The organism is Arthrobacter sp. KNU-44 (assembly GCF_051843155.1).
Lineage (GTDB): Bacteria > Actinomycetota > Actinomycetes > Actinomycetales > Micrococcaceae > Arthrobacter.
In genome coordinates this window covers 158,975-180,710 of the sequence record NZ_JBPXNG010000002.1, presented here as the reverse complement: position 1 = coordinate 180,710, position 21,736 = coordinate 158,975, and the positions used below count along the sequence as shown (strand labels likewise).

At 60.2% G+C, this 21,736-nt stretch carries 16 protein-coding genes and 1 pseudogene; 1 reads left to right on the top strand and 16 read right to left on the bottom strand.

Annotated features, from left to right (window positions below; genetic code table 11):
* Window positions 1-24: 24 nt before the first annotated feature.
* The 16 genes and pseudogenes from ACSVHC_RS01675 to ACSVHC_RS01600 all read right to left on the bottom strand — a co-directional run bounded on the left by ACSVHC_RS01675 (window position 25) and on the right by ACSVHC_RS01600 (window position 20,648).
* Window positions 25-537 carry an SRPBCC family protein gene (locus tag ACSVHC_RS01675; RefSeq protein WP_439180531.1) on the bottom strand — a complete coding sequence of 171 codons (513 nt, stop codon included), beginning with the start codon at window positions 535-537 and terminating at the stop codon, window positions 25-27.
* A gap of 697 nt (window positions 538-1,234) precedes the next feature.
* Window positions 1,235-2,278, bottom strand: a complete 1,044-nt coding sequence (locus ACSVHC_RS01670; RefSeq protein WP_439180530.1) for a ketopantoate reductase family protein — start codon at window positions 2,276-2,278, stop codon at window positions 1,235-1,237.
* A 35-nt stretch (window positions 2,279-2,313) separates the two neighbouring features.
* Window positions 2,314-3,213, bottom strand: coding sequence for an intradiol ring-cleavage dioxygenase (locus ACSVHC_RS01665; protein ID WP_439180529.1), 900 nt, complete (start codon window positions 3,211-3,213; stop codon window positions 2,314-2,316).
* Window positions 3,213-4,301 carry a maleylacetate reductase gene (locus tag ACSVHC_RS01660; protein WP_439180528.1) on the bottom strand — a complete coding sequence of 363 codons (1,089 nt, stop codon included), beginning with the start codon at window positions 4,299-4,301 and terminating at the stop codon, window positions 3,213-3,215. Before ACSVHC_RS01660 ends, ACSVHC_RS01665 begins: the two co-directional genes overlap by 1 nt.
* Window positions 4,302-4,988: 687 nt before the next feature.
* Complete coding sequence (locus ACSVHC_RS01655; RefSeq protein ID WP_439180527.1) at window positions 4,989-6,026, bottom strand: ketopantoate reductase family protein; 1,038 nt, start codon at window positions 6,024-6,026, stop codon at window positions 4,989-4,991.
* A 107-nt stretch (window positions 6,027-6,133) separates the two neighbouring features.
* Window positions 6,134-6,442 carry a Dabb family protein gene (locus tag ACSVHC_RS01650; RefSeq protein WP_439180526.1) on the bottom strand — a complete coding sequence of 103 codons (309 nt, stop codon included), beginning with the start codon at window positions 6,440-6,442 and terminating at the stop codon, window positions 6,134-6,136.
* 160 nt (window positions 6,443-6,602) lie between these two features.
* Window positions 6,603-7,394 carry an SDR family NAD(P)-dependent oxidoreductase gene (locus ACSVHC_RS01645; protein WP_439180525.1) on the bottom strand — a complete coding sequence of 264 codons (792 nt, stop codon included), beginning with the start codon at window positions 7,392-7,394 and terminating at the stop codon, window positions 6,603-6,605.
* A gap of 32 nt (window positions 7,395-7,426) precedes the next feature.
* The gene (locus ACSVHC_RS01640) at window positions 7,427-8,998 is read right to left on the bottom strand and encodes a sugar ABC transporter ATP-binding protein (RefSeq protein ID WP_439180524.1); all 1,572 of its coding nucleotides are present in this window, start codon (window positions 8,996-8,998) and stop codon (window positions 7,427-7,429) included.
* Complete coding sequence (locus ACSVHC_RS01635) at window positions 8,995-10,008, bottom strand: ABC transporter permease (protein ID WP_439180523.1); 1,014 nt, start codon at window positions 10,006-10,008, stop codon at window positions 8,995-8,997. The genes ACSVHC_RS01640 and ACSVHC_RS01635 overlap by 4 nt, the downstream gene beginning before the upstream one ends.
* Window positions 10,009-10,045: 37 nt before the next feature.
* Window positions 10,046-11,305 (bottom strand): sugar ABC transporter substrate-binding protein, encoded by a 1,260-nt coding sequence (locus tag ACSVHC_RS01630; protein ID WP_439180522.1) that lies wholly within the window; start codon window positions 11,303-11,305, stop codon window positions 10,046-10,048.
* A gap of 682 nt (window positions 11,306-11,987) precedes the next feature.
* Window positions 11,988-12,748 (bottom strand): annotated as a pseudogene (istB, locus tag ACSVHC_RS01625) (IS21-like element helper ATPase IstB).
* 95 nt (window positions 12,749-12,843) lie between these two features.
* Entirely contained in the window at window positions 12,844-13,905 is a 1,062-nt protein-coding gene (istA, locus tag ACSVHC_RS01620; protein WP_439180521.1) for an IS21 family transposase, read from the bottom strand.
* A gap of 582 nt (window positions 13,906-14,487) precedes the next feature.
* On the bottom strand, window positions 14,488-17,040 hold the full coding sequence (locus ACSVHC_RS01615; RefSeq protein WP_439180520.1) for an ATP-binding cassette domain-containing protein: 2,553 nt from the start codon (window positions 17,038-17,040) through the stop codon (window positions 14,488-14,490).
* An 89-nt stretch (window positions 17,041-17,129) separates the two neighbouring features.
* Window positions 17,130-18,242, bottom strand: a complete 1,113-nt coding sequence (locus ACSVHC_RS01610) for a substrate-binding domain-containing protein (protein ID WP_439180519.1) — start codon at window positions 18,240-18,242, stop codon at window positions 17,130-17,132.
* 80 nt (window positions 18,243-18,322) lie between these two features.
* Window positions 18,323-19,345, bottom strand: a complete 1,023-nt coding sequence (locus ACSVHC_RS01605) for an ABC transporter permease (RefSeq protein ID WP_439180518.1) — start codon at window positions 19,343-19,345, stop codon at window positions 18,323-18,325.
* 274 nt (window positions 19,346-19,619) lie between these two features.
* The gene (locus ACSVHC_RS01600) at window positions 19,620-20,648 is read right to left on the bottom strand and encodes an NAD(P)-dependent oxidoreductase (protein ID WP_439180517.1); all 1,029 of its coding nucleotides are present in this window, start codon (window positions 20,646-20,648) and stop codon (window positions 19,620-19,622) included.
* 264 nt (window positions 20,649-20,912) lie between these two features.
* On the opposite strand from ACSVHC_RS01600, the gene ACSVHC_RS01595 reads away from it, so the two are divergent.
* Window positions 20,913-21,692: an SDR family NAD(P)-dependent oxidoreductase gene (locus ACSVHC_RS01595; protein WP_439180516.1), complete on the top strand. Its 780-nt coding sequence runs from the start codon at window positions 20,913-20,915 to the stop codon at window positions 21,690-21,692.
* The last annotated feature ends 44 nt before the right edge of the window (window positions 21,693-21,736 follow it).

Here is a 21,736-nt window from a genome sequence, read left to right as displayed (position 1 = left end):
TGGCTAGTTAATGTGTAGACGGGTCTACGACGAGGGTGGCGGCATTCCGTTTACCAGTGCTTTGACCAGACCTCTTTCTCCTTGGCGCATCATCAGAGCGTGGGCTGCCCTGAAGGCTGGAGCTGCGATGGGTGTCAGGAGGCTCATCCAACGCTGGGTGGGATTGACCTTCCATTCGATGTCCATACGCGTGGCTATGCCATTCGCCTCAGGGGTGAGGGTGACCTTTCCGGTGCCTTCGAGGTGCCCGCCGGCGTCGAACTCAATCTCGCTCGGGGTAACGATCTTTGTTGGATGGATGCTAATCGTGAGCGTGTATCCCAGGGACGCTTTGAAGTTGAGATAGGCGGTAGTTGCCTTGAGGATGTCCTCCTGGTTGTTGCCAGCTGGCTCGGTGCGAACCAGCGGTGCAGCGAAACTACAGTGCGGCCACCAGCTGGGCCAGCTCATGTCGACGTCGGCAATGATCGTCCACACCTGCGTAGGGGTAGCGGGGAGATGCCATGTGGAACTGAGGTCGAAGAGGCGTTGGCTCATGGGGACATTTTGGCACCGATCTTCATGCGACGACCCCCGGGCTGTGATACGGGTTGAACTCAAGCCATCGGCTTAAGTACGCTTCCCATTGGCGGCTCGGCAGTTCACCTGAATAACTGCGGCAGGTTAGGGCCGATCCGGTAGCTGCCCGGCGAACTGTTCTCCTGATATGACAAAGGGATGCGCAGTGGGCAGGTTCAGGGCGGATGGCGCTGGGAGGTTTGGCTTGTCCGTTGGCGTGTGCGCTAATCGGCTGCCCTGCTCGTCTTGCCTCTCTACGGTTGCAAGCTATGTCGGCTCGCAAAGAAGGTCGCCATCCCAGAATTCGCTCTGTGGATGCTCATGGATGCGGATGCTGGCCTATTTCAGGGCCGATGAACGGGTTTTCCAGGTGATCCGGTCTCAGCAGGCGAACGCTCCTAAAGGGCGTCTGTATGGTCGGCACGCTCGCTTTTGCTGGTCATGTAAACCGGCTACCGATGTCCCGAGGGAAGCACTCCACCGAATGGTTACGATCTTTTCCAAGCGCGCCAGAGGGCGCACCCGACGGCCACACAGCGGAATCCTGGCAAGCACTCTTAAGGCTTCATGCAAATCAACCTCAGAGTAATGGTGCCTGATTTCCCGCGCGCCAAGGGGCAGGAAATCTTGCATCCCGACCCTTGGCGCACTTGGGCTATGTCGGCTGTGCGCACCGCTAACGGGAAATGGCGGCAAAAGATTCCACTAGCTGCGGCACGTTCTCAGGGCTCGGATTCAGCTCCCCGCGTTCGATCCGTTCGGCGACGTCGAGAATGATTTCGTTGACCGGGGCGGATCCTCCGAGCTCACGCCGTTTAGCTACGATGTAGCCGCTGAAACCGTCAAGTTCCGCGCGCCGGCCTTTTTCCCAGTCCTGCAGGACCGCGACTTTTGTGTCCGGGAGTGAATAGCTCGCGAGAACGGCGTCCAGGAGGTCGACGGCGTACTGGTCGTCAGCCGGAACGTCCTCGGCAGTCTTGCCGAAGATCGGAAGCATGGAAATTCCGAGGTCTTCTGCAAGCCGGTAGGCTTCGCGGCCGGCTGCATCCATGACCTCACGCATTCCGTCAAGCTTGACGGCGGACATCAGCGGCAGCCCGACGAGGGCCGACGGCAACATCTCGGGTATGTTAGCGATTAGCTTCATCCACTTTGATGAGCGGATGTCTTGGCTGATTTCCACTGTGCCTGCGGCCCTGAGAACTTCTGCAACCCGGTCAATCCCCTCGTTGTGTGTCCCGTCGTAGGACCCTACGGTGAACCAGGTTCCAGACGGCGGGATCTGACGAACGACTACCCCGGGGTCATACATGTTGGCAGCGATGCCCAGGACCGCGCCGACGGTTCGCTCTGCGCCCAGAATCTCGGCGTAGTCATCAATCGTCATGCCGTTTTGCAGGCCAACCACAAGGGACTTGTCGTGGAGTACAGGCTTGATTAATTCACAAATCCAACGGGAGTCGTAGGTTTTGACCGATACAAAGACGATGTCGAACTTTTCTCTTAGTTCGGCAACCTGACAAATGTGGTAGGCGCGTACCCTGGTGTTGCGGCTGGAGTCGGGCAGGTGGACAGTCAATCCGTTCTCTCGCATGGCTTCGACGTGTGCCGGCCATTGCTCGATGAAAGTGACGTCATGCCCGGCTTCGATCATGTCGGCGCCGATTGACGCACCGTTTGCGCCCGTGCCGACAACGGCGATCTTGATTGTTTTACTCATCTTGTTTCCCTTTGGTAGATGTATTCGTGGGGTGTCTATCGCGGAATTTCGGGGGCGAGGACGATGTCGAATCGGGTGCGGGTCCAGGTCCGGCCGACGAGGTTCCTCCCGTCCGGGGTTGGGGTGCCCGCGGGCTGCTCAACGAAGTCCTTGATCAGGGACCGCTTGACGCCGAAGACGGTGTCTGATTTCAACAGTTCGTCCCCGGCGACAAAGATGTGCGTGACGAGTGTCCGCAGCCCAGGCGCGGTGACCATGAAGTGAAGGTGGGAAGCGCGCATCGGTGAGCGGCCCGTGGCCTCGAGCATCTTGCCGACGGGACCGTCGTGCGGAATCGGGTAGGGCGTGGGAGTCAGGCCCCAGAAGCTGTACCTGCCCTCGGGCCCGGCGAAGACGTGTCCGCGCCCGGCGGCTCGGTCATTGGGGTACTGGACGTCGTAGAAGCCGTCCTCGTCTGCTTCCCATACCTCGATCCGCGCTCCTGGCACTGGCTTTCCGGCGGTGTCCCGCACTGTGCCCTCGACCCAGCAGGGTTGGCCGGGTGCTCCGCCGGCGATGTCTCCGCCGTTGCTGATTTCCGGGGCGTCGTTGACGAAAAAAGGGCCAAAGACGGTGGCCTCCGTTGCGTCGTCGACGCACTGGTTGTTGACGTTGATCGTCTGCATCGAAACGCCAAGGACATCAGAGAGCAGAATGAACTCTTGCCGTCGGTCATCGGTAATGTGGCCGACGGCAGTGAGGAATTCGATTGCTTTGTCCCATTCGGCTTCAGTGAGGCGGACGTCGCGCACAAACGCGTGCAGATGTTTAACCAGGGATTGCATCAGTTGCATCATCCGCGGATCCGCGCAGTCGGCAAACGAGGCTTCGACGGTAGCAATGAGAGCCTCCTCGGTGCTTCGCTGCTCCGAAGAGATGGAAATCCTGGCGTCCATCACGTCTCCGATCTGTCGTCGCTAAGGATTCTCGGATCATCGCCTGCACATGCCGCAGCAAGCAAAGCTGCAAGGTTCCCGCGGGTGGCTTTTCGTGGATTCGATTCCGGTATGGCCGGCAAGATGATCTCCACCGTTTCCGGAATGTACTCGGCTTTGAACCCAAAGTCCTGCAGGGCACGAGGAGCATCAAGAGTCTCCCTCAGAAGACGCAACCCCTCGCCGGCGTCGTTCGTACCGAACGCACTTGCGATTCTGGCCACCGCTTCCGGCGCCTCAGGTGCATTGAAGGCGAGCACGTAAGGAAGAACCGTGGCGTGGGTCTCGGCATGCGGCATGTCCCAGGTCCCGCCCAGAACGTGGCAAATCTTGTGGTGCAGCCCTGACCCGGCCGACGCAAACGCCACTGCCGAGAGATAAGCCCCGTACAGCGCCATCTCGCGTCCTTCAAGATCGCTCGGGTCCTGCTTGATCAGGGGCAATCCGCGGCTGAATGCCCTGATGCCTTCGGCGCCAAGCGCCGCGTTAATTGGATCGACGCGCGGCGCCCACATTGAGTCGATGCAATGTGCGATGCCATTCAGCCCGGAAGCAATGGAAAGACCGACGGGCAGCGAAAGAGTCAACGATGCGTCGTAGATGACCGTTGCCGGCAGGACCAGGTCATCGACGCCAGTTGTCTTGCGCGCCCCCTCGGTCAGCCCCCAAACGTTCGTAGCTTCCGAGCCCGCGTAAGTCGTCGGGATCGCAATGATGGGCAGCGCGCTGGTCAGCGCGATCGCTTTCGCAAGACCGGTGGTCGAACCGCCGCCAACCGACACCAGAAGGTCGATATCGTGGTTGGTAGCTGCGGCCCGAGCCTTCTCCGCCTTTTCGACCGGCACATGCGCACTGATGTCTGAGTAATGAAGTGTCACCTCTACATGCCGCGCCACATTCTCTGCGATGCGGGTTTCGGCTATAGAAGCTATGACCATCACCCTGCGGGCGCCCAGACGGGCCACCTCCGAGGCCAGATGCTCCGCAGCCCTGCCTGAGCCGAAAAGAACGCGCTGGCCAAGCGTCACATGTGTGAATTCCAAGCTCAAATTTTCCGCCAATCGTTGATGAGAAACACCAGGCAGGACGGCCTGTGGGTCGCTAGGTCAGGAACTGCCACGTCGCATCTTCCTTCAGCTACGCTGCGAGCGAATTCTTAGGGTTAGGTGTTGGCCGTTTGCTGCGAATGACCTGCCCCTCGCCGACGCCAGGCCATTCACTTGCTTTGACCATACTCAAGTGTTCAGTTCTATTAAACATGATCACCCTGCATCGGGGCTAGAGGGGAACCTCTCGAAGCGCCAAGACTCCGAAAACCCCGGACGGCGGAGGCCCGACCCTGAGCGCCCCCTGGTGATGTTCAGTAATCATGTACAAGGAGTGTGACGAATTTCCTTTGGATACCTCATCCCGAGTCAAAGCCGGACTTGGTTCACGGCGCCCAGAACGCTGGCACCGGGTGGAACGGAAACGAACAGGATGGGCCAGCCCTGCGGACAGCGAACCCGGACGCCCACATTCGCCCTTTGTACGCACTCGCGATGCCCTTTGCGGTGGTTGCCAACACGGGACCTGGTTGCCAGACCTTGGTTTTCGCCGGGGGACCGCGATTGTGCGGTGATCCGCAGGTGGGCAACGGAGGCGGTTTGTCCCCACCAATTCGGGGGCCAAGCTTCTTCGGTCTGGATGCCGGAAACGCCCACGCAGCTTATCGCCATTGAACGGGTCGGAATCCATCAGTAGGCGGTTCCCGAGAGCGACAGCAACGCGTTCAGATTATCCGGGCCGGGTTGCAGTTGACCTCGTTCGATCCGGTGGGCAAGACTGACGACAGCGGCATTTGCCGGGGCACTCCGACCGGCCCCTTGGAGGACGTTCACGACCAGTCCATTGATATCGTCCACTTCACTTCGCCGGAGTTTCCCCCAGTCCTGGAGCACGGTGCTGGTTGACTGCGGGAGGACGAATCCTCGGATCAAGGTGTCGAGCAAGGTTTCAACCAGCCTTTCCCGCGGCTCGAGTGACTCCGGGCTCAACCCGAATATGGGCAGAGGGGGATAGCCAAGCAGAGTCGCTGCTTCGAGGGCTTCGTTGCCGCTGCGAAGCATGAGCTGTCGCATCTTGGGTATGGATGCCGCTTCGGCAATGGGCACCCCGAGGATTGCGGACGTTACCAGAGTTGTCGCGTTGCTTGTGAGCTTCATCCATTTGGCGGCTCTGATGTTCCCGACGACTTCGACGGTACCGGAGTGCCTGAGCAGCCCGGCGACCTCATTTTCGCGACCGTCTGTTGAAGGATGGAAGCTGCCAACGGCAAACCATGAGCGTTCAGCTGGGGAGTGCCGCTCGACCACCCCGGGGACGAACATCGCGGAAGTGATTTCAATGACGCATCCAAGCGTGCGGTGGTGCCCGACCGCGGCGGCGATAATGTCCAGGGACATTCCGTTCTGAACACCGACCAGAAGTCCGTCCTGCGCGAGATACGGTGCCACGATCCGGGCGGCCCAGTCTGAGTCATAGGCCTTGACAAGCATTAATACGACGTCGAACTTGTCGCGGACGGATGCCAGCTCGCACAGATGCATTGTCCGTATCGGGACGTGCAGGGTTTCGTGGGGAAGTTCCACGGTGAGGCCATTGCGGCGGATATTCTCGACGTTCTCGGGCCATTGATCGATGAGTACGACATCTTCGCCCGCCCGCACTAGGTCCGCACCAATAGAGGCGCCGTTTGCGCCGGCGCCAAGTATTGCAATCCGACGTGAATCCAAGATTCCTCCAATGGGTGTCAGGGGTCAGCTACCTCGGGTTCTGGTCGATGTGCCTGACTACACCAACCAGAACCCGGGCGGCTAAGCAACCCGCCAGTGTCGCCGGGTCATTTTGCTTGGGAAGGTTCCACGTAATCCACGATTGCCCGATCCGAAACCAAGGGGTTAATCACTCCAACGGCTTTCACATGTCGGGGGTCGACTTGATACGCGTCAAGCGCTTCGGCCGAGGAATACGAACCGACGAGAACCAAGTCCCAATGCCCTTGGGTTCCTGTGCCTTGATGAACCGACAGGTCCAGTACGCCGGGTAGGTTCTGAAGATTCTCCAGTTCGGTGGTTATGCGGAGAATATCGTCCTCCCTTTGCTGAAAATCGGCAGAGGCGAGCTTGAACATTACGAGGTGCTTGATCATTGGGCGCCTTTCAAATAGGGGCCCTGCCCAGGGCCAGTAGTCATGACAGAGACGTTTGCAAACGACGGTAGCCGGAAGAGTCCACCGTTCAAAGACCGCGGTCGTGCGCACCCGGCATTGCCGATGTGCGCACGAGTCCGGTTGCCGCACTGGCGGCCAATCAACGCATCAGGATGCCCCCATTGATGTCGAGGTTAGTTCCGGTAAGGTACCTGGCCTCATCACTTGCCAGAAAAATAGCGCCGTGCGCAATGTCTGCCGGTTCGCCGGCATATCCGAGGGGAATCTTGCTCCATTCCTTGTCCCGTACTTCCTCGTAGGTCCATCCTCGAGCTTCTGCTTCGTCACGGAGTGACTTCTGGTGCAGTTCGGTGTTGATCATGCCCGGGGCGATCGCATTGACAGTGACCCCGTAGTCGACCATCTCCTTGGCCAATGCATGAACGAAAGTGATCAGACCGCCCTTGCTGGCACAGTAAGCCGCAAAATAGGGCCAGCCTTCCCGTCCCCAAATCGACGAGATGAGGATGATTCGACCGCTTCTTTGCTCCCTGAAGTGGCCAACCGCGGCTTTTGCCATGAGGAATTGGCCTTTGAGGTTGACGTTCATCACCCTGTCCCATTCCTGCTCCGGAAGGGATTCGACGTCGTTAGCGACCTGGATGATGCCTGCGAGGTTGACGAGGACGTCAAGGCGGCCGAACCGGTCGACGGTCTCGCGGACCGCGGCCTCACAGCTCTCGAGGCTGGTGACGTCGATACGCATCGCGAGGCCTTTTGCTCCGGCACCCTCCACCATTTCGGTGTAGGTTTCCTCGACTGCGGGGTTGACATCACCGCACACCACAATGGCACCGGCCGCGGCGAACTCCTTCGCAGTGGCCCGTCCCATCCCTGTGGCGGCCCCGACGACAAGGACGACTCGGTCCCGAAATTGCTCTGGATTGAACACTGACTTGACTCCTTGGATTTGAATTGTTCGTGTCACACCATGTGTGCAACAAGTTCGGCTTCAGAGGGCTTTGATTCTGGCGGGACATCCATGACCCGAGTCACCCGTCCGTCGCGCATGATGGCAACGCGATCACTTAAGCCGATCAGCTCGGGCAGATCGTCGCTGATGAGGATGACGCTTACGCCGTCCCCCGTGAGCTCACGGATGAGCTTGTAGATCTCGGCCTTGGCCCCAACATCCACGCCGTTTGTAGGGTTGTCCAGGATCAGCACCCTGGAACCCACGGCAGTCCATCGGCCGAAGATGACCTTTTGTTGGTTGCCACCGCTGAGGTTCCCGACGGCCGTATTTCCTGTCGGCGTTTTGATCCGAAGGCTGGCTATCTGCTCCTGTGCGGATCTGCGCTCGGAGGCCAAATCGATAACGGGATTTCGCCCTAATGAGCCGACACGCGGCAGGGACAGGTTGTGCGATACGGATAGTTGCTCGATGATTCCCTCAGCATGCCGTTCCGGAGGAATGTAACCCACGCCGCTCTTAATTGCCTCGCGGGCTCCTCCGCGGCGCATGGGCTGGCCGTTGAGGAAAATGCTGCCGGTGACTCCGCGCCCTGCTTCAAAAATGCTTCGTCCAAGGGACGACTTTCCGGAACCCACGACGCCGGCGATGCCGAAGATTTCCCCTCGATGGAGGGTAAACGAAACGTCGTGAAATTCGATTTCCCGGGTCAGTCCTTCCACCTTGAGGACGTCCAGACCGTTGCTTCCCCGCTGCTGGTTCTCGTCATAGAGCACCTCTTCGGGCATGCGTCCGACCATCAGGGAATGGAGTTTGTGCTCGGTTAACGAAGCTACGTCGTGAAGGTCGGCAACTGCAGCCCCGTCTTTCAGGACGTAGACCCGGTCGCTGAGGCTAAGCAGCTCCTCGAGCCGGTGTGAAACGAATACTTGTGCGGCGCGGTGCCGGATGCTACGTACAAAGGTAAAGAAGAAATCGACCTGCTCCCGGGACAGGGCGCTCGTTGGCTCATCGAGGAGGATTACCGGATGTTCGATCTCGAGCAGATCCGCCTGTGCCAGCGAACGCACGATTTCAATGACTTGCCGCTCGGCGAAACTGTACGTACCCAGGGCGGCCGCCGGGTTGATGCCCTCGAGGTTCAGGCCGTCGAACATCTTTTGTGCCCTACGCACCATTGCTCGTCGGTTCAGCCAGCCACCGCCTAGAACAAACTTCCGTTCCTGACCCAGAAAGATGTTCTCCGCCACGCTCAGGTTGGGTACGAGTGCCTGATGCTGGTAGATGCGGAAGATGCCGCGCCGAGCCGCATCGGCGTACGTGTGCATCACCAACCGTTTGCCGGAGAGTTCCACTTCACCTGCATCCGGAGCGACAGTTCCACTCATGATGCCAAGGAGCGTGGACTTGCCAGCGCCATTTTCACCGATCAGGCCGACGACCTCACCGACGCGGGCTTCGAGTGTGACATTGTTCAGAGCCTGCACAACTCCATAGCGCTTGGAAGCCCCGCGCACTGCCAGCAGTGGTGCACTCGCGGCGGGGACTTCGTTCTCCGCCTGTGTGCCTATTATGCGGGTCATTTCAAAGTCGCCAATTTCGAGCGATCAAGCGTGAGTGCGACGGCGAGCACCACCACTGCTCCTTGAATGATCTGTTGCATGTAGGGCGGCACCACCAAAGCGTTGAGCCCCACGGAAAGCACCGTGATGACGAGAACGCCCAGGACCGTCCGGTGGGCACCTCCTACACCGCCGGTCAATGCCGTGCCTCCCATGACGACCGCGGCGATCGCCATCAGGGTGAGACGATCACCCATGCCCGGTGTGGCAGCCCCAATGCGTGCGGTTAGAAGGACTCCGGCCACACCCGCGAGAGTTCCCGACAGCACAAGTGCCAGGAATTTGTAGCGCCTGACGGGGATGCCTGCGAGTTGACTCACCGTCTCGCCTCCGCCGATTGCGAAAGCGTATCTTCCGAAGCGGGTGTTGAGGCCGATCACTGAAAAGAGTGCCCACAACAGCAAGGACCACAGGGCGATGTTTGGCAGACTACCGAGCCAGTTTGCCTGTGCGATTCCGAGGAAGGCCGAGTCACTGACCTGGACGGGTCTTCCGCCCACATACCACAGGGCGAGCCCGTTGATTGCAAGGCTCGTTCCCAGTGTCGTCAGGAAACTCGGGACCTTCGCAAAGGCGAATATCAGACCGTTGATGGCGCCAATAGCGCACCCGGCAACAACGCCTGCGACGACTGCAGTTCCCCATTCGTAGGTCTGTGCAGTGGTGGCCGCCACCAGACCGGACAGGGTGACGGTGGAGCCGACGGAGAGATCGATGCTTCCCATGAGCACAACAAACGTGATTCCAATTGACACCACCAGAACGGCTGATGCTTCCCGGAAAACGGTATTGATTGTGCTGCCCGTGAGGAAATTGTCGGCGGTCAGGCTGAATAGCACGATCAGAATAATCAGGCCTGATACCGGAAGCAGTGTGGCACGCAGATCTTGCCTAAGGCGCAGAAGTCCACGCGGGCCGGCAGCCGCAACGCTGGGAGGTTGTTCAGCCGAGGTTTTGGTGGTGGCGGTCATGGCCAAACCTTTCGTCCTAATATGAGAGAGCATTCGGTCAGATGAGGTGGCGCTTCCAGTGGCTCTTGTACTCATCTGTCAAGGCTTGGACATTCGGCTTTGCCTGAACGTAGGCCGCTGGTGCGGCCCAGCCGGCCGGCTTGTTGGCGAAATCCCACATGGCCTCAACATCCAGCGGCCAGACGGTGTTCTGCGGATCCCAATCATTTGGGTGGGCCGCCCGGCTCATCAACTGCCAGTCAAAGACGTCCTCATTGCCGAAGAAAGTGCTCAGGTAGGCGTCAACGTTGTCCTTGGTCACGAACACCCCGCTGGTGAAAAGCTGGCGGTCCAACGGGTCGAACTTGACGCCGAGGGAGGCGTCGATGGCCCTCACTGCGCTGAACCCTGCAGCCCAGAAGGGGAGCGTGCTGTACGCGCCGTAGATTGCACCAGACTTGATGAAGTCCATCGTGCCCTTGTTGCCGTCAAAACCCGTGATCGGTACGCCTTGGATTCCTTGCTCATTGAGGGCGTTCATTGCGCCGATGGCGACGTCGTCATTTTGCCCGAATACGCCGTTGATCTCATGCCCGTACTTCGTGATGATGCCGGCCATGGCGTTGCGCGCGTCGTCCCGGTTCCATTCACCGGGCTGCCTGGCGAGGAGTTTGATGTCCGGGAATTCCTTGAGGGCCTTGTCGACCCCGATCGTGCGCTGGGAATCGGGCGTGCTGCCGGGGTGGCCGGTGAGGTGGACCAGGTTTCCCTTGCCGCCCATTTTCTCGAAAAGCTTCTTCGCTACACCGTATGCGAGGTTAACAGTGTCCGTCGTGAAATACGTCACGTACGAGTCTCCGTAGTCAAACGGAGTTGTCCACGGAACCATCTCCCAGGTGTTCGTGAGGAAGACCTTGTTCTGTTGGGCAATCCGGGCGATGGTGGGTACGTTCGCGGGGTCCGGGGCGGTCATGAAGAAGATCTTCGCGCCAGCCTGCACCTGCTGCTCAAACTGGGAGATCTGACGGGCAGCGTCACCTTCGTTGGTGAAGGCGCGATACTCACCTCCGAATGCCTCGACGGCCCGTCGAGCGCCCATGTCCCACGAGGCGTAGTAGTCGTTGTTGAGACTGGTGAACAGGCCGACCACCGGAGCGCCTTTTAGATCGATTACTTTCGGGGTCTTTGGCGCGAGCGATACTGCCGGCCCGGAAGCCGCGCTGTTCGCCGCAGTGGACTTAGCACCGCACGCCGCGGCGGTTAGAGTGAGGCCCGTCAGGCCTGCGAACTGCAAGAAGTTGCGACGGTCGAATCCCATGAATGTGTTCTCCTTTGAACCGAGGGGTGTCAAGTGATACTGAACCAATGACGGCGGGTTGTGTCAAGCATTAATTAACAAAGAGCTAATATGTTAAGTAGCAGTGATTATGTGACGTGCATCTCTCGAGTGCAGCGTCTTCCCGCTGGCCCGGGTCTTGATGGGCTGCCCATCGGATTAGGCAGTTCGATACCGCGGGTTGTCGGATGCCGACGAACTCAGCGCCCTAAATAAGATGTGAGAAAGGCTGATGGACAAGTGTTTGCAATTCGATTCTTCAAAAGCTTCGCCCTAGCAGTTTTCCGGTCCCTGGAGCAGCCAGTCGAACTCATGCAGGCGCAGGCAATTCACGATGCCGAACAGGAACGGACACGCAAAAAGAAGGCCAACTGAGGCTGTGCTTCCTTGCCGATGTTGGCTGTACTTTGACCAGATCGGTGGGGGTGAGCTGTTCCAGCGCCGGCAGGTTTGGATGAGCAACGGATCAGCATCCGGGAGCCGGCCGAGGAACGGACCGGTTCGGCGAAACCCAGGCCGGCGGCCGCGGTCATGAAGCAATCGAGATCACTAGCCAACGGGGAGACCTTGGTCTTGTCAGCGCTGGTCGAAAAGTGAGCCATTTCGTGGGTTGAAAAGTGAGCCACGTCGTCGTTGGTTATGCTGCCGTATTTTCCGGTCTTGTCTAGGGCAGCGAGTCTGTCCGTGTGTGCTTGAGCCGGTAGCTGGAGCCTTTGAGCGTGAGGACTTCGGCGTGGTGGACTATGTGGTCGATCATGGCTGAGGAGACGACCTGGTCACCGAACACGTCTCCCCAGCGGGCGAACGGCAGGTTCGAGGTCAGGATCAGCGAGGCGTGTTCGTAGCGTGAGGAGACGAGCTGGAAGAACAGGTTCGCCGCGTCCTGTTCGAACGGGATGAAGCCGACTTCATCGACGATGATCAGCCTGTAGCGGCGCAGCCGAACCAGTTCCTGCGGCAGCCTCCCGCTCTGGTGGGCTGCCTGGAGCCGGGCGGCCCAGTCGATGGCTGTCGCGAACAGGACGCGGTGGCCCAGCTGGGTGGCCCGCAGTCCCAGCCAGGTTGAAAGGTGCGTTTTGCCGGTTCCGGGCGGTCCGAGCAGGACGATGTTGGACGCCTCGGTGAGGAACGCGCGGGTGGCCAGGTGCGCGATTGTGCCGCGTTTGAGGCCGGGCTGGTGGTCGAAGCTGAAGTCCTCCAGCGATTTGCGCGCAGGGAACCCGGCTGGCCGGGCAAGGGCTTCGGCTCCGAAGGCTTCGCGGGCGGCGACTTCCCGGGACAGGACCGTGGCAGGTATTCCTCATGGGTCCAGCCAGCCTCCCGGGCCTGGTCAGCGCGCCTGGCTGCTGCTTCCCGGACCCGTTGGGCCTTCATCGCCCGGGAGTAGTACTCGATCCGGCCGGCGGTTTCTTTGGCTACGGTCATCAGGCCACCTGCCCGTCATCGAGCACGACACCGAAGGCCCGGTCGCAATCAGCCAGGTCCCGCAACCCGGTCGAGACCGCGGCCGGTTCCGGGTTCTAGAAAGCTTTCCGCATGGTCCGGGCGGCTTCGACGTGGTCCGGATCGGTGATCGTCAGGCCGACGCCCCAGGACCGGGCACGGCTTCTGATGCAGCGGCTGTCCAAGGTGATGATGACGGTTTCCAGGTCCGCGGTGACATCGACGAACCTGCCGATCGCCTGCAGATGCACGGAATAGTCGTTTGACCCCATCCGGACGTAATAGTCCCGCGGGAGCCCGACCCTGGTCGCGAACCCGGTGACGGGCGGAACCGGCGGCAGCCCCAGCATCGCGGCATTGTCCCGGCCAAGAAGCTCCGCGGGCCGGGCACCTGTCCGCCGGACCAGCCGGTCGTTGGCGATCGGAAGCCACCTGCCGAGCTGGGCATTGAAATCCTCAGGCGAGACGAAGGCCCGGGCGGGCAGGAAGGAGGTATCCAGGAACCGGTTCGCCCGCTCCACCACTCCCTTGCTCTCCGGATCGTAGGGCTTGGCCTGCACGATCCGGGTCGCGAGCACCCCGGCAAATGCCGCGACCCCGGCGGCATGGCTGTTCAGCCGCCCGATGCCGGCTTCGTTGTCCCAGATCAGCCACCGCGGAACCGCGCCCAGAGACCTGATCAGCTTCCACGTCCCGGCGAACAGCTCCCCGGTCATCCGAGACGGGATCATCCGGGTCATGCTGAACCGCGAATGACAGCACACCATCACCACCACCGGCAAAACCCTCGACTTCCCGCTACCGACCGGTATCCGCACCTCGGGAAACCACAGGTTGCATTGCACCTGATCCCCGGGTTCGTAACCTATTCGGTCCGCGGGATCGGCCGGGGCGTACTCCGGCCGGATCCTGGCCATGTTCTCCCGGAACCAGGCCGGGGAAGCGGACCAGCCCACACGCTCGGCCAGCACCGTCGCGGGCATCCGCGGGTTGTCCCGCGACAACGCACGGATCGCCGGTTCCACGGCCTTGATCCCGGAGTCCTGCGGCGCCCGCACATAGCTCGGCAGACCATCGGCGCTGACCGCTTTCGCTATGGTGTTCCGGGATATACCCAGCCGCGCCGCCAGTGACCTCATCGATTCACCCTAGGCAAGATGCAACCGCTGATAAAGCGCCCAATCCTCCACTGTGATCACCCACCCAATCGTTTGGAACGGGTGGCTCTGTTTTCAACCGTCACAATGGCTCAGTTATCGACCGTCACCGACAGGTCTTGCGCCAGATGCTGAAGAGCTTGCATCCAAGACGTAATCATCTAGCGGGCTCTGCGGGCAAGGATCGTGTCTGGCCAGCGCCGAACCGGGATGACGAATAGTCAGCTGGCAGCCGACCCGCGGGTATCGGTGACGAAGCGGCGCGCGTTCACGGTTTCGCGGCCGGGCGGTCTCTGGTCGATTCGTCGCGTCTGGGCGTTCCTCGATCCTGCTAGTCAGGGTCGAGGACGTGCTCATCGCGACGCTGGAGGCAGAACGCAAGGATCCTAGGCACATGGTCGCTGAAATCGATCGCGGATCGGACTGGCTGTCGTTGATCGCGACAGGTGGCCAGAAGGTGTACTGGTAGTGATAGGTGAACCGCACCCCGGAAGCAGGATGAGACATCTTACTTCCGGGGTGCGGTTCAAGGCGTCCCAGGCACTTGCCTAGACGCTTTCCAAGCTAGTGCGTCTTGCGCCCCCGGTCGCGGCGGGCAATTGAGTATAGTATCGCGGCTGCCACGATGAGAACTCCCTGGAAGACGTACTGGAACGTTTGCGAGAGGCCCAGGAACGATGTTGCATTGAGGACCTGTGTCAACAACACGGCTCCGAGGACGGTCCCGACAAATGTGCCTCGGCCGCCAAGCAGGCTGGTACCGCCGAGAACGACCGCGGTGATGCTGGCCAGGGTATAACCCACGCCCTGTGCCGGATCGCCAACGCCGATCTGTGCCATGAGCATCAAAGACCCTAAGGCGGTGAAAAGCGAGGTTGCTACATATCCAATAATCACCGTGCGGTCGATCTTGATGCCTATCCGGCGGGCCGACTCTTCATCGGATCCGGTGCCTCGGAGCCTCCATCCCCACCGTCGGCGACGCAGGGCGTACTCTGCGGCCACGGTGACTGCGACCAGGAGAAGGAACGCCACAGGGAGCGGCCCGATCTTTGAGGTAATGGCAGCAGTGATGTCCTGGTTGATGTAGCCGCCGGGGCCGTCACGGAGCACGAAGCTAAGCCCTTGAAGGCCGATATAGAGGGTAAGTGTGGCTGCGATCGGTGTGAACTTGCCAAATCGAATCAGGCTGCCGTTTATCACTCCCACCGCTATCGCGATGGCGACCATCAGGGCAAAGCCCAGGAGTATGGTGCCAGGGGGTTGGTCATCGTTGATGAAGAAGGATCCGGCCACAACGAGGAAACCTGCGAGCGGACCGACGGACAGATCGATACCGCCCAGAAGCAGAGCGATCGTTTGTCCTAGACCAATGAAGCCAAGCGCTGTTGCCAACACGAGAATATTGTTGATGTTGAAAGACGCCATGTAGCGCGCATTTTGTCCGGTGATTAGCACGGCAAGCAGCGAGATCACTACGACCAGCAGGACAGACGGTGCGTAGTCACCTTGAATGAAACGCCGCAAGGCGCCACCGGATGCTTTGACGTCGGTCGCCCCGATGTCCTCGGCGTGATCGGCCTTTGTGGTGGCGCTGACTGCCGCACCGATGATTTGCTCTTCGTTGACGGAGTCTCCGGCGAGGACCCGGACAACGCGGCCGCGGGACATCACAATCACTTCATCGCACAGTCCCTCAAGTTCTTTGGCGTCGGATGAGTTGACGATCACCGGTATACCGCTTTCGGATACTTCGCGAAGTATCCGGTAGATCTCGGCTCTGGCCCCGACGTCGACGCCCTGGGTTGGTTCGTCGGCGATCAACAATGTGGGTTCGGAGAGAAGAGCCCGCGCCATGACGACTTTCTGCTGGTTCCCGCCGGAGAGAGCTGAGACGGGGGCATCCAGGGAAGGCGCCTTCACCGCCAGCTCGTCCAAGGCTGTGCCGACTCGTCCGAGTTCCTTTTTCCGGTTCAGAATTCGTGCGGTGCGGAACTTATGCAGGGCGGCCAGGGCTGCGTTCTCGCGGACGCTGAGATCCATGGCCAGGCCCTCGTTATGCCTGTCCCCGGGCATATATGCCGTCTCACGAAGCAAAGCCCTTGCGGTGTGATCGCGGCCGTTGATTGAGACCGTGCCCGTGGTGGGGACTAGGCCTGCAAGTGCGTGCATGAGCTCCGACTGGCCATTGCCGACCACCCCCGCAACTCCGATGATGTGGCCGCGCCGTCCCGTCATGCTCACGTCGCGAAATCCGTTACCGGAAAACGAATCCAGGACGAAGTTAACAGGCGTATTGGCATCGGCCGCTTTGGCCGGAAAGGTCGATTCCAGTTTCCGGCCAACAATAAGGGACAGAAGCTGTTCGTCGGTGATGTCAGCGACGTTGGCATGGCCGCGGAGCCGCCCGTCGCGCAGGACGGTGACACGCTTTGCGATCTCGCGTACTTCGGCGAGGCGGTGGGTGATGTAGGCGACGGCAGTTCCTTCGGCGACGACCGAGCGGACCTTCTCAAAGAGCATTTCTGAGGCATCTTGGCTCAGCGGGGCCGTAGGCTCGTCGAGGATCAGCAGTTTGGGGCGGATAGCGAGGGCTTTGGCGATCTCGAGCAGGTGCTTCTGGGCTACAGTCAGGGATTCCACGCGATCGCGGAGGTGAACGTGAAGGTTCACGCCATCAAGTAGCCGTTTGGCGACCACCTCAGCAGACTCGCCGGCAAAGACCGTTGAGGGAAGCGCGACCTGAAGGTTCTCAAGGACACTCATGTCCGGCAGGACAGCGGGATGCTGGTGCACGATGGCGATGCCCAACTCACTCGCCAGTGCAGGGGTCAGCCGATGGATGACCTCGGATTCGAACTCGATGGTTCCACCGTCAGGCTGAACCGTCCCCGACGAAACATTCATCAGCGTGGACTTTCCAGCACCGTTCTCCCCAAGAATCGCGTGCACTTCACCCGGGTGGAAGTCGACGGAAACGTCGGATAGAGCCGCTATGCCCGAGTAAAGCTTCGAGATGGAAGATAAGCGGAGGGTCGGGGGGACGTGCGGTCCGTTTGTGGAGACCGCTTCCCCACGCTCGCCATCGAGGGCGGGGGATTCGTTCTGAGTTGTCATCGCTTTCACGGTGCCTTTGCTTTCTGAGGCTTCTTGGTGCCGCAGGGCAGGAGCGCGGTCTTTCTGCGCTCCTGCCGTCGCGACGGAGATTACTTTTTGTTGATGACGGCTGCTTGCTGATCTTTCGACAGCTGGGCCGAGAGGTAGATGTCACCTGGGAGATTACTGTCACATTGCACGGCATTCGGCTTGCTGGTGACCGAATCCTCAAACTTCGGGGCGGTGAAAGTACTTGTGTCGGGCACCTTGCCACCGGTCGCCTTCGCAATGGCCCATTGCACCGCAAGACGGACATTGTCATTGCCCGTCGCGACGGTCATGAGCTTGAAGTCAGGGTTGGAGGATTGGTTTTTCTGCCAGAAACAGCCAAGCGAGTTTCCGTCTGATGTAGCGATGGCCGGGATTGAGCGGCCGCTCTTTTGGAAAACGGGAAGTGCGCCCACGAGCGAGGGGCCGAAGTCCGAGACGATGACGTCGATCTTGGGGTTCTTGGCGATTTCGGCAGTCAGCACTTGCTGGGTAAGGGCCGGGTCCCAGTTGGTCACGTCGTACGGCTGGTCCTGGTTGATGAAGTTGTACTTATCGTCAAGGACCTGCTTCATTCCCGTACGCTCGTCATTGCCTTGGCTGTTGCCCTTGGGGCCGCTGAGGAAGAGAACGTTGCCTCCATTGGGCAGCACTGACTTGATCCAGGTCCCCCAACTCTTGCCATCATCGACGAACGATGCGCCAACGAACTGGGTGTAGTCCGTGCCTGCTTTGCCTCCGACATCCACACGATACGGCACAACCGTGACACCTGCCTTGGTGGCGCTGCGCAGCGCCGGAAGCACTGCCGGCCCGGCATCTCCGAAGACCACCATCGCGCCGACGCCTTTGGCGACCATACCGTTAATGTCGGAAATTGCTTTCTGCGTGTTCCCCTGGCCGTCGGCGTACTCGTACTGGGTGACGCTCGGGCATTTCTTGGCCTCTTCCGCACCTGAGGCGGTCGTCACCTGACGCCAGCTATTGCCTCCGAAGCCGTCAAGCTGCGCGAAAGTGACCTTCTTGGTGCCGCACCACGAGGGGGCGCCAGCTAGGGATGTTCCACCGGTGTCACCGGAGCCACCTGCCGTGCCCGAGTCGCTGCAGCCGGACAAGGCGAGTACAGCGGCCACGCCGGCGGAGACCAAGACAGTACCTTTTGTACGAATTTCCATGATCCTTACTTTCCTTAGATAGTTTTCGATGACCGTGTCACTTATTGCCAGCGGTCCAACTTCCTGATTTGGGTCGAGTGCTACGCACCGGCAGGTTCGGGGACTGGTGCCCGCCACCGCAGGAGCCAGGCCCGGACGCGGCCCCAATTCACGGAATAAAGGGCTACGCCGGCGGCAAGTGCGGCAGCCTGCACGAGCGTCTGAGCCGAATAAGGCACGCCGAGCGCCAACGCGAATTGGCTCAGCTGCCGCAGGAACAGCGCCGCGATGACAGTGGAGATCGGGAACCCACGTCCCCCGAGGAGTGACGTGCCGCCAAGAACGACCACGGCCACCGAAGGCAAAAGGAGGGAATCGCCTTGGAAGGCAGTCGGCTGGTTGGTGATACCAGCCAGGAGGATGCCCGCGAGGCAATAGATAAGCTGGGCCCACACATACGCCAGAAGCTGATGTGTGCGCACGCGTAGTCCCACAGCCCGGGCGGCAACCGGGCTGGCGCCAATCGCCTCAAACCTGCGTCCGGCTGCCGTTTTCTTCATGACAACCGCCACCAGTGCCAATGCCGCGAGAGCGAAAAGGGCCGCGTTCGGAACGCCGAGCGTCGAACCTCCTGCGACGGCGGCCAAGAGGGCTGTTGTGCTGCGGGGCGCGCCCCCTGAGATAGCGAAGACAACGCCGTAGAGCAGTGCGTTCATCCCCAAGGTGGTGATGATCGGGTTGAGTTTCAGTAAACTCACGAGTGCACCGTTGATAATGCCGGCCACGACGGCGAAGAAGACCGCCAGAAGCACTGCCGGCAAGAGTTTGGCGCTGTCACCGTCAGGCTGGTGGCTTACGACGACCACCGCCAGGGAGACACCGCCGGCCACCGACAGATCCACACCGCCCTGCTGCACAACAAGTAGCTGCCCCAGACCAACAATGGCCAGGACCGCCGCAAACGGAATGTCACCAAGGAAGGCTGTCTGCGAAATACTCGATGGCGCGAATATCGCGCATACGATGAAAAGAAGGATCGTCGAGACGCCAATCGTCGCGAATCCTTTGGAGTTGGCAAATCGCGAGGTCCCGAGGGGCGTCCGCCGCGTCATTGCGTCAGTCATGATGTCTATGCCTTTCACCAGAGAAACCACATTGATTCTCAAGAGTGTTTAGTCAGACTGTACATAAGTGTGGCGCCGTTCACAAGAGGTTGCTGCGGCGATGTTGAAACTGAAATCTTGCTTGCTACTGCGCCGTGAAGTGCTGGCGCACACTCGCACGCAACCGGAAGGATCCGGAGCGCCTATTTGTCCAAGGAATATGCCCCGGCAGCAGGAATGGCCCGCGCTTCGGATTGCGCAGACCATTCAAGCTTGAAGTGAACAGATGCCCGTATCAGCGAGGGGGCGCGGCCATTCGTCGAGTGATTTCAGCGACCGCGGACCAGTCCAGATCCGCCAGCTCGGGATCGGCGAGGGCCTTTTCGAACATCTGGCGAAGCACCGGTGCCACGGGAAGGACGACACCCTCCGCTGCCGCTGCGCTCTCGGCGAGCGTAAGATCCTTGAGCCCCAGCGGCAATGCGAAGCCCGGAGGGGAATAGCGTTTGTGGGCGATGATTGGTCCGTACCCGGAGTAGGCCGTTCCGGTAAATGCCGAGTCAGTGAGGATGTCGACAAAGGACTGCGCGTCGACGCCTGCACATTCCACGAGGGTGAGCGATTCGGCCAGTGCCTGAAGTGCGTGGAGGAGGTTGTAGTTCACGGCAATCTTCACCACGTTGGCGGCCTGCGGCGATTCACCAACGATCCAGGTCCGCTTGCCGAGAATGTCTAAGAAGGACTGAACCTGTGCCAAGGCATCCCGGGGACCGGCTGCCACTATGTTCAGTTTTCCCTCTGAGACGACAGTGGACCGCCCCAGTACCGGAGCCGCAATGTAAGCTACGCCGAATTTTTCATGGCTCGCGGCAAAACGTTCTGCCGCGGTAACGCTCAAGGTTGCATGGTTCACGTGAATTGTGCCGGGTGGGGCAGAGCGCAGGACGTCGTCGGTGAACACCTTGGAGAAGGCTTCATCACTGGCAAGCATCGAGAAAACCAGTCCCGTAGCGACGGCATCCCGAACGTCATTCACACGGATGGCACCGGAGTCGACGAGCTCGTCGGCCGCGCTTGCAGTGCGATTCCACGCGTGCACGGTATGCCCGGCATCAAGCAGACGGCGGGCCATGGGTGTGCCCATGGCTCCCAAGCCAACAAATCCGACGTCGCTCATGCCTGCTCCTCGAAGACTGGCTGAAAAATGCATCCGATCGTGGTCTCTGACGTGCCTGTGCTTGACAACCGTGCGACATCGACTGAGGCAATGGCCATTGTGGCTCCTTTGGATTTGAGTGAGGGTGAATCGACCATTCCTGCGCAACGCGACGACCGTGAGAACACACCCACCTTGATTGTCCTCGCCGGGCGCAGGGTCTGTGCAGTTGGGGGAATGTCTGTGCAGTTTACGTGAACAATAGCGCGAACGAACAGGGTGATTAAGACTTGAGTCCCTTCGCTAGTGCTTGACATCCGAGAGCTGCGGGGCTTCAATGACAGGCACAAGGTGTTTAGTGACAGTGCACACTATTCGTGCCTGTGAGGCACACAAATGTGTCAACCCGACCTCTACTGCGAAGGAGCAGACATGGGCAAGCGCGTCAACGGGCGCACCATCATTGTGACGGGAAGCGCCTCGGGCATCGGCGCTGCCATTGCGAAAGGATGTGCCGGAGAAGGTGCAAATCTGGTCATCGCCGATCTCGACGAGGTGGCGGCCCAGGGCGTTGCGCGGGAGATCGTCGAGGGTGGCGGCCGGGCCATCGCGGTACGCGTGGACGTCACCGACAGGTCTTCCGTGCGTGCGGGAATCGAAGCGGCGGTCGCGGAATTTGGTGCTCTCGACGTGTACTTTAACAACGCCGGCATGAACGCGCCGCTGAAGTTCCTCGATATCACTGAGGAGAACTTTGAGCTGGTGATGCGGGTGAACGCGCTTGGCGTACTGATCGGTACCCAGGAGGCGGCGCGACAGTTTATTGCGCAGGGAACTTCCGGCAAAGTTGTGAACACCGCTAGCATCGCCGGTCGTCAAGGCTTCGCCAATTTCGCCCCGTACAGCGCATCGAAAGCAGCCGTGATTTCGCTGACCCAGGCGGCCGCAAGGTCGTTTGCTGAGCAACGGATCACCGTGAACGCCTTTGCGCCGGGAGTGGTTGCAACACCTCTGTGGAAGAAACTTGACGAGGATCTGGCAAAGATAGGTGCTGCCGACTCGGGTTTTGACTCCATGTCATCGGACATCCTCCTAGGTCGTCCGGCGCAGCCGGATGACATCGTTCCTACCGCGCTCTTCCTCGCCGCCGACGATTCTGACTACATCACCGGGCAAGTCATTGCCATAGACGGCGGAATGATCCTCGTCTGATCATCTTCCGCCCATCCTCTGGGCGGCCGCGCATTACGCAGGAA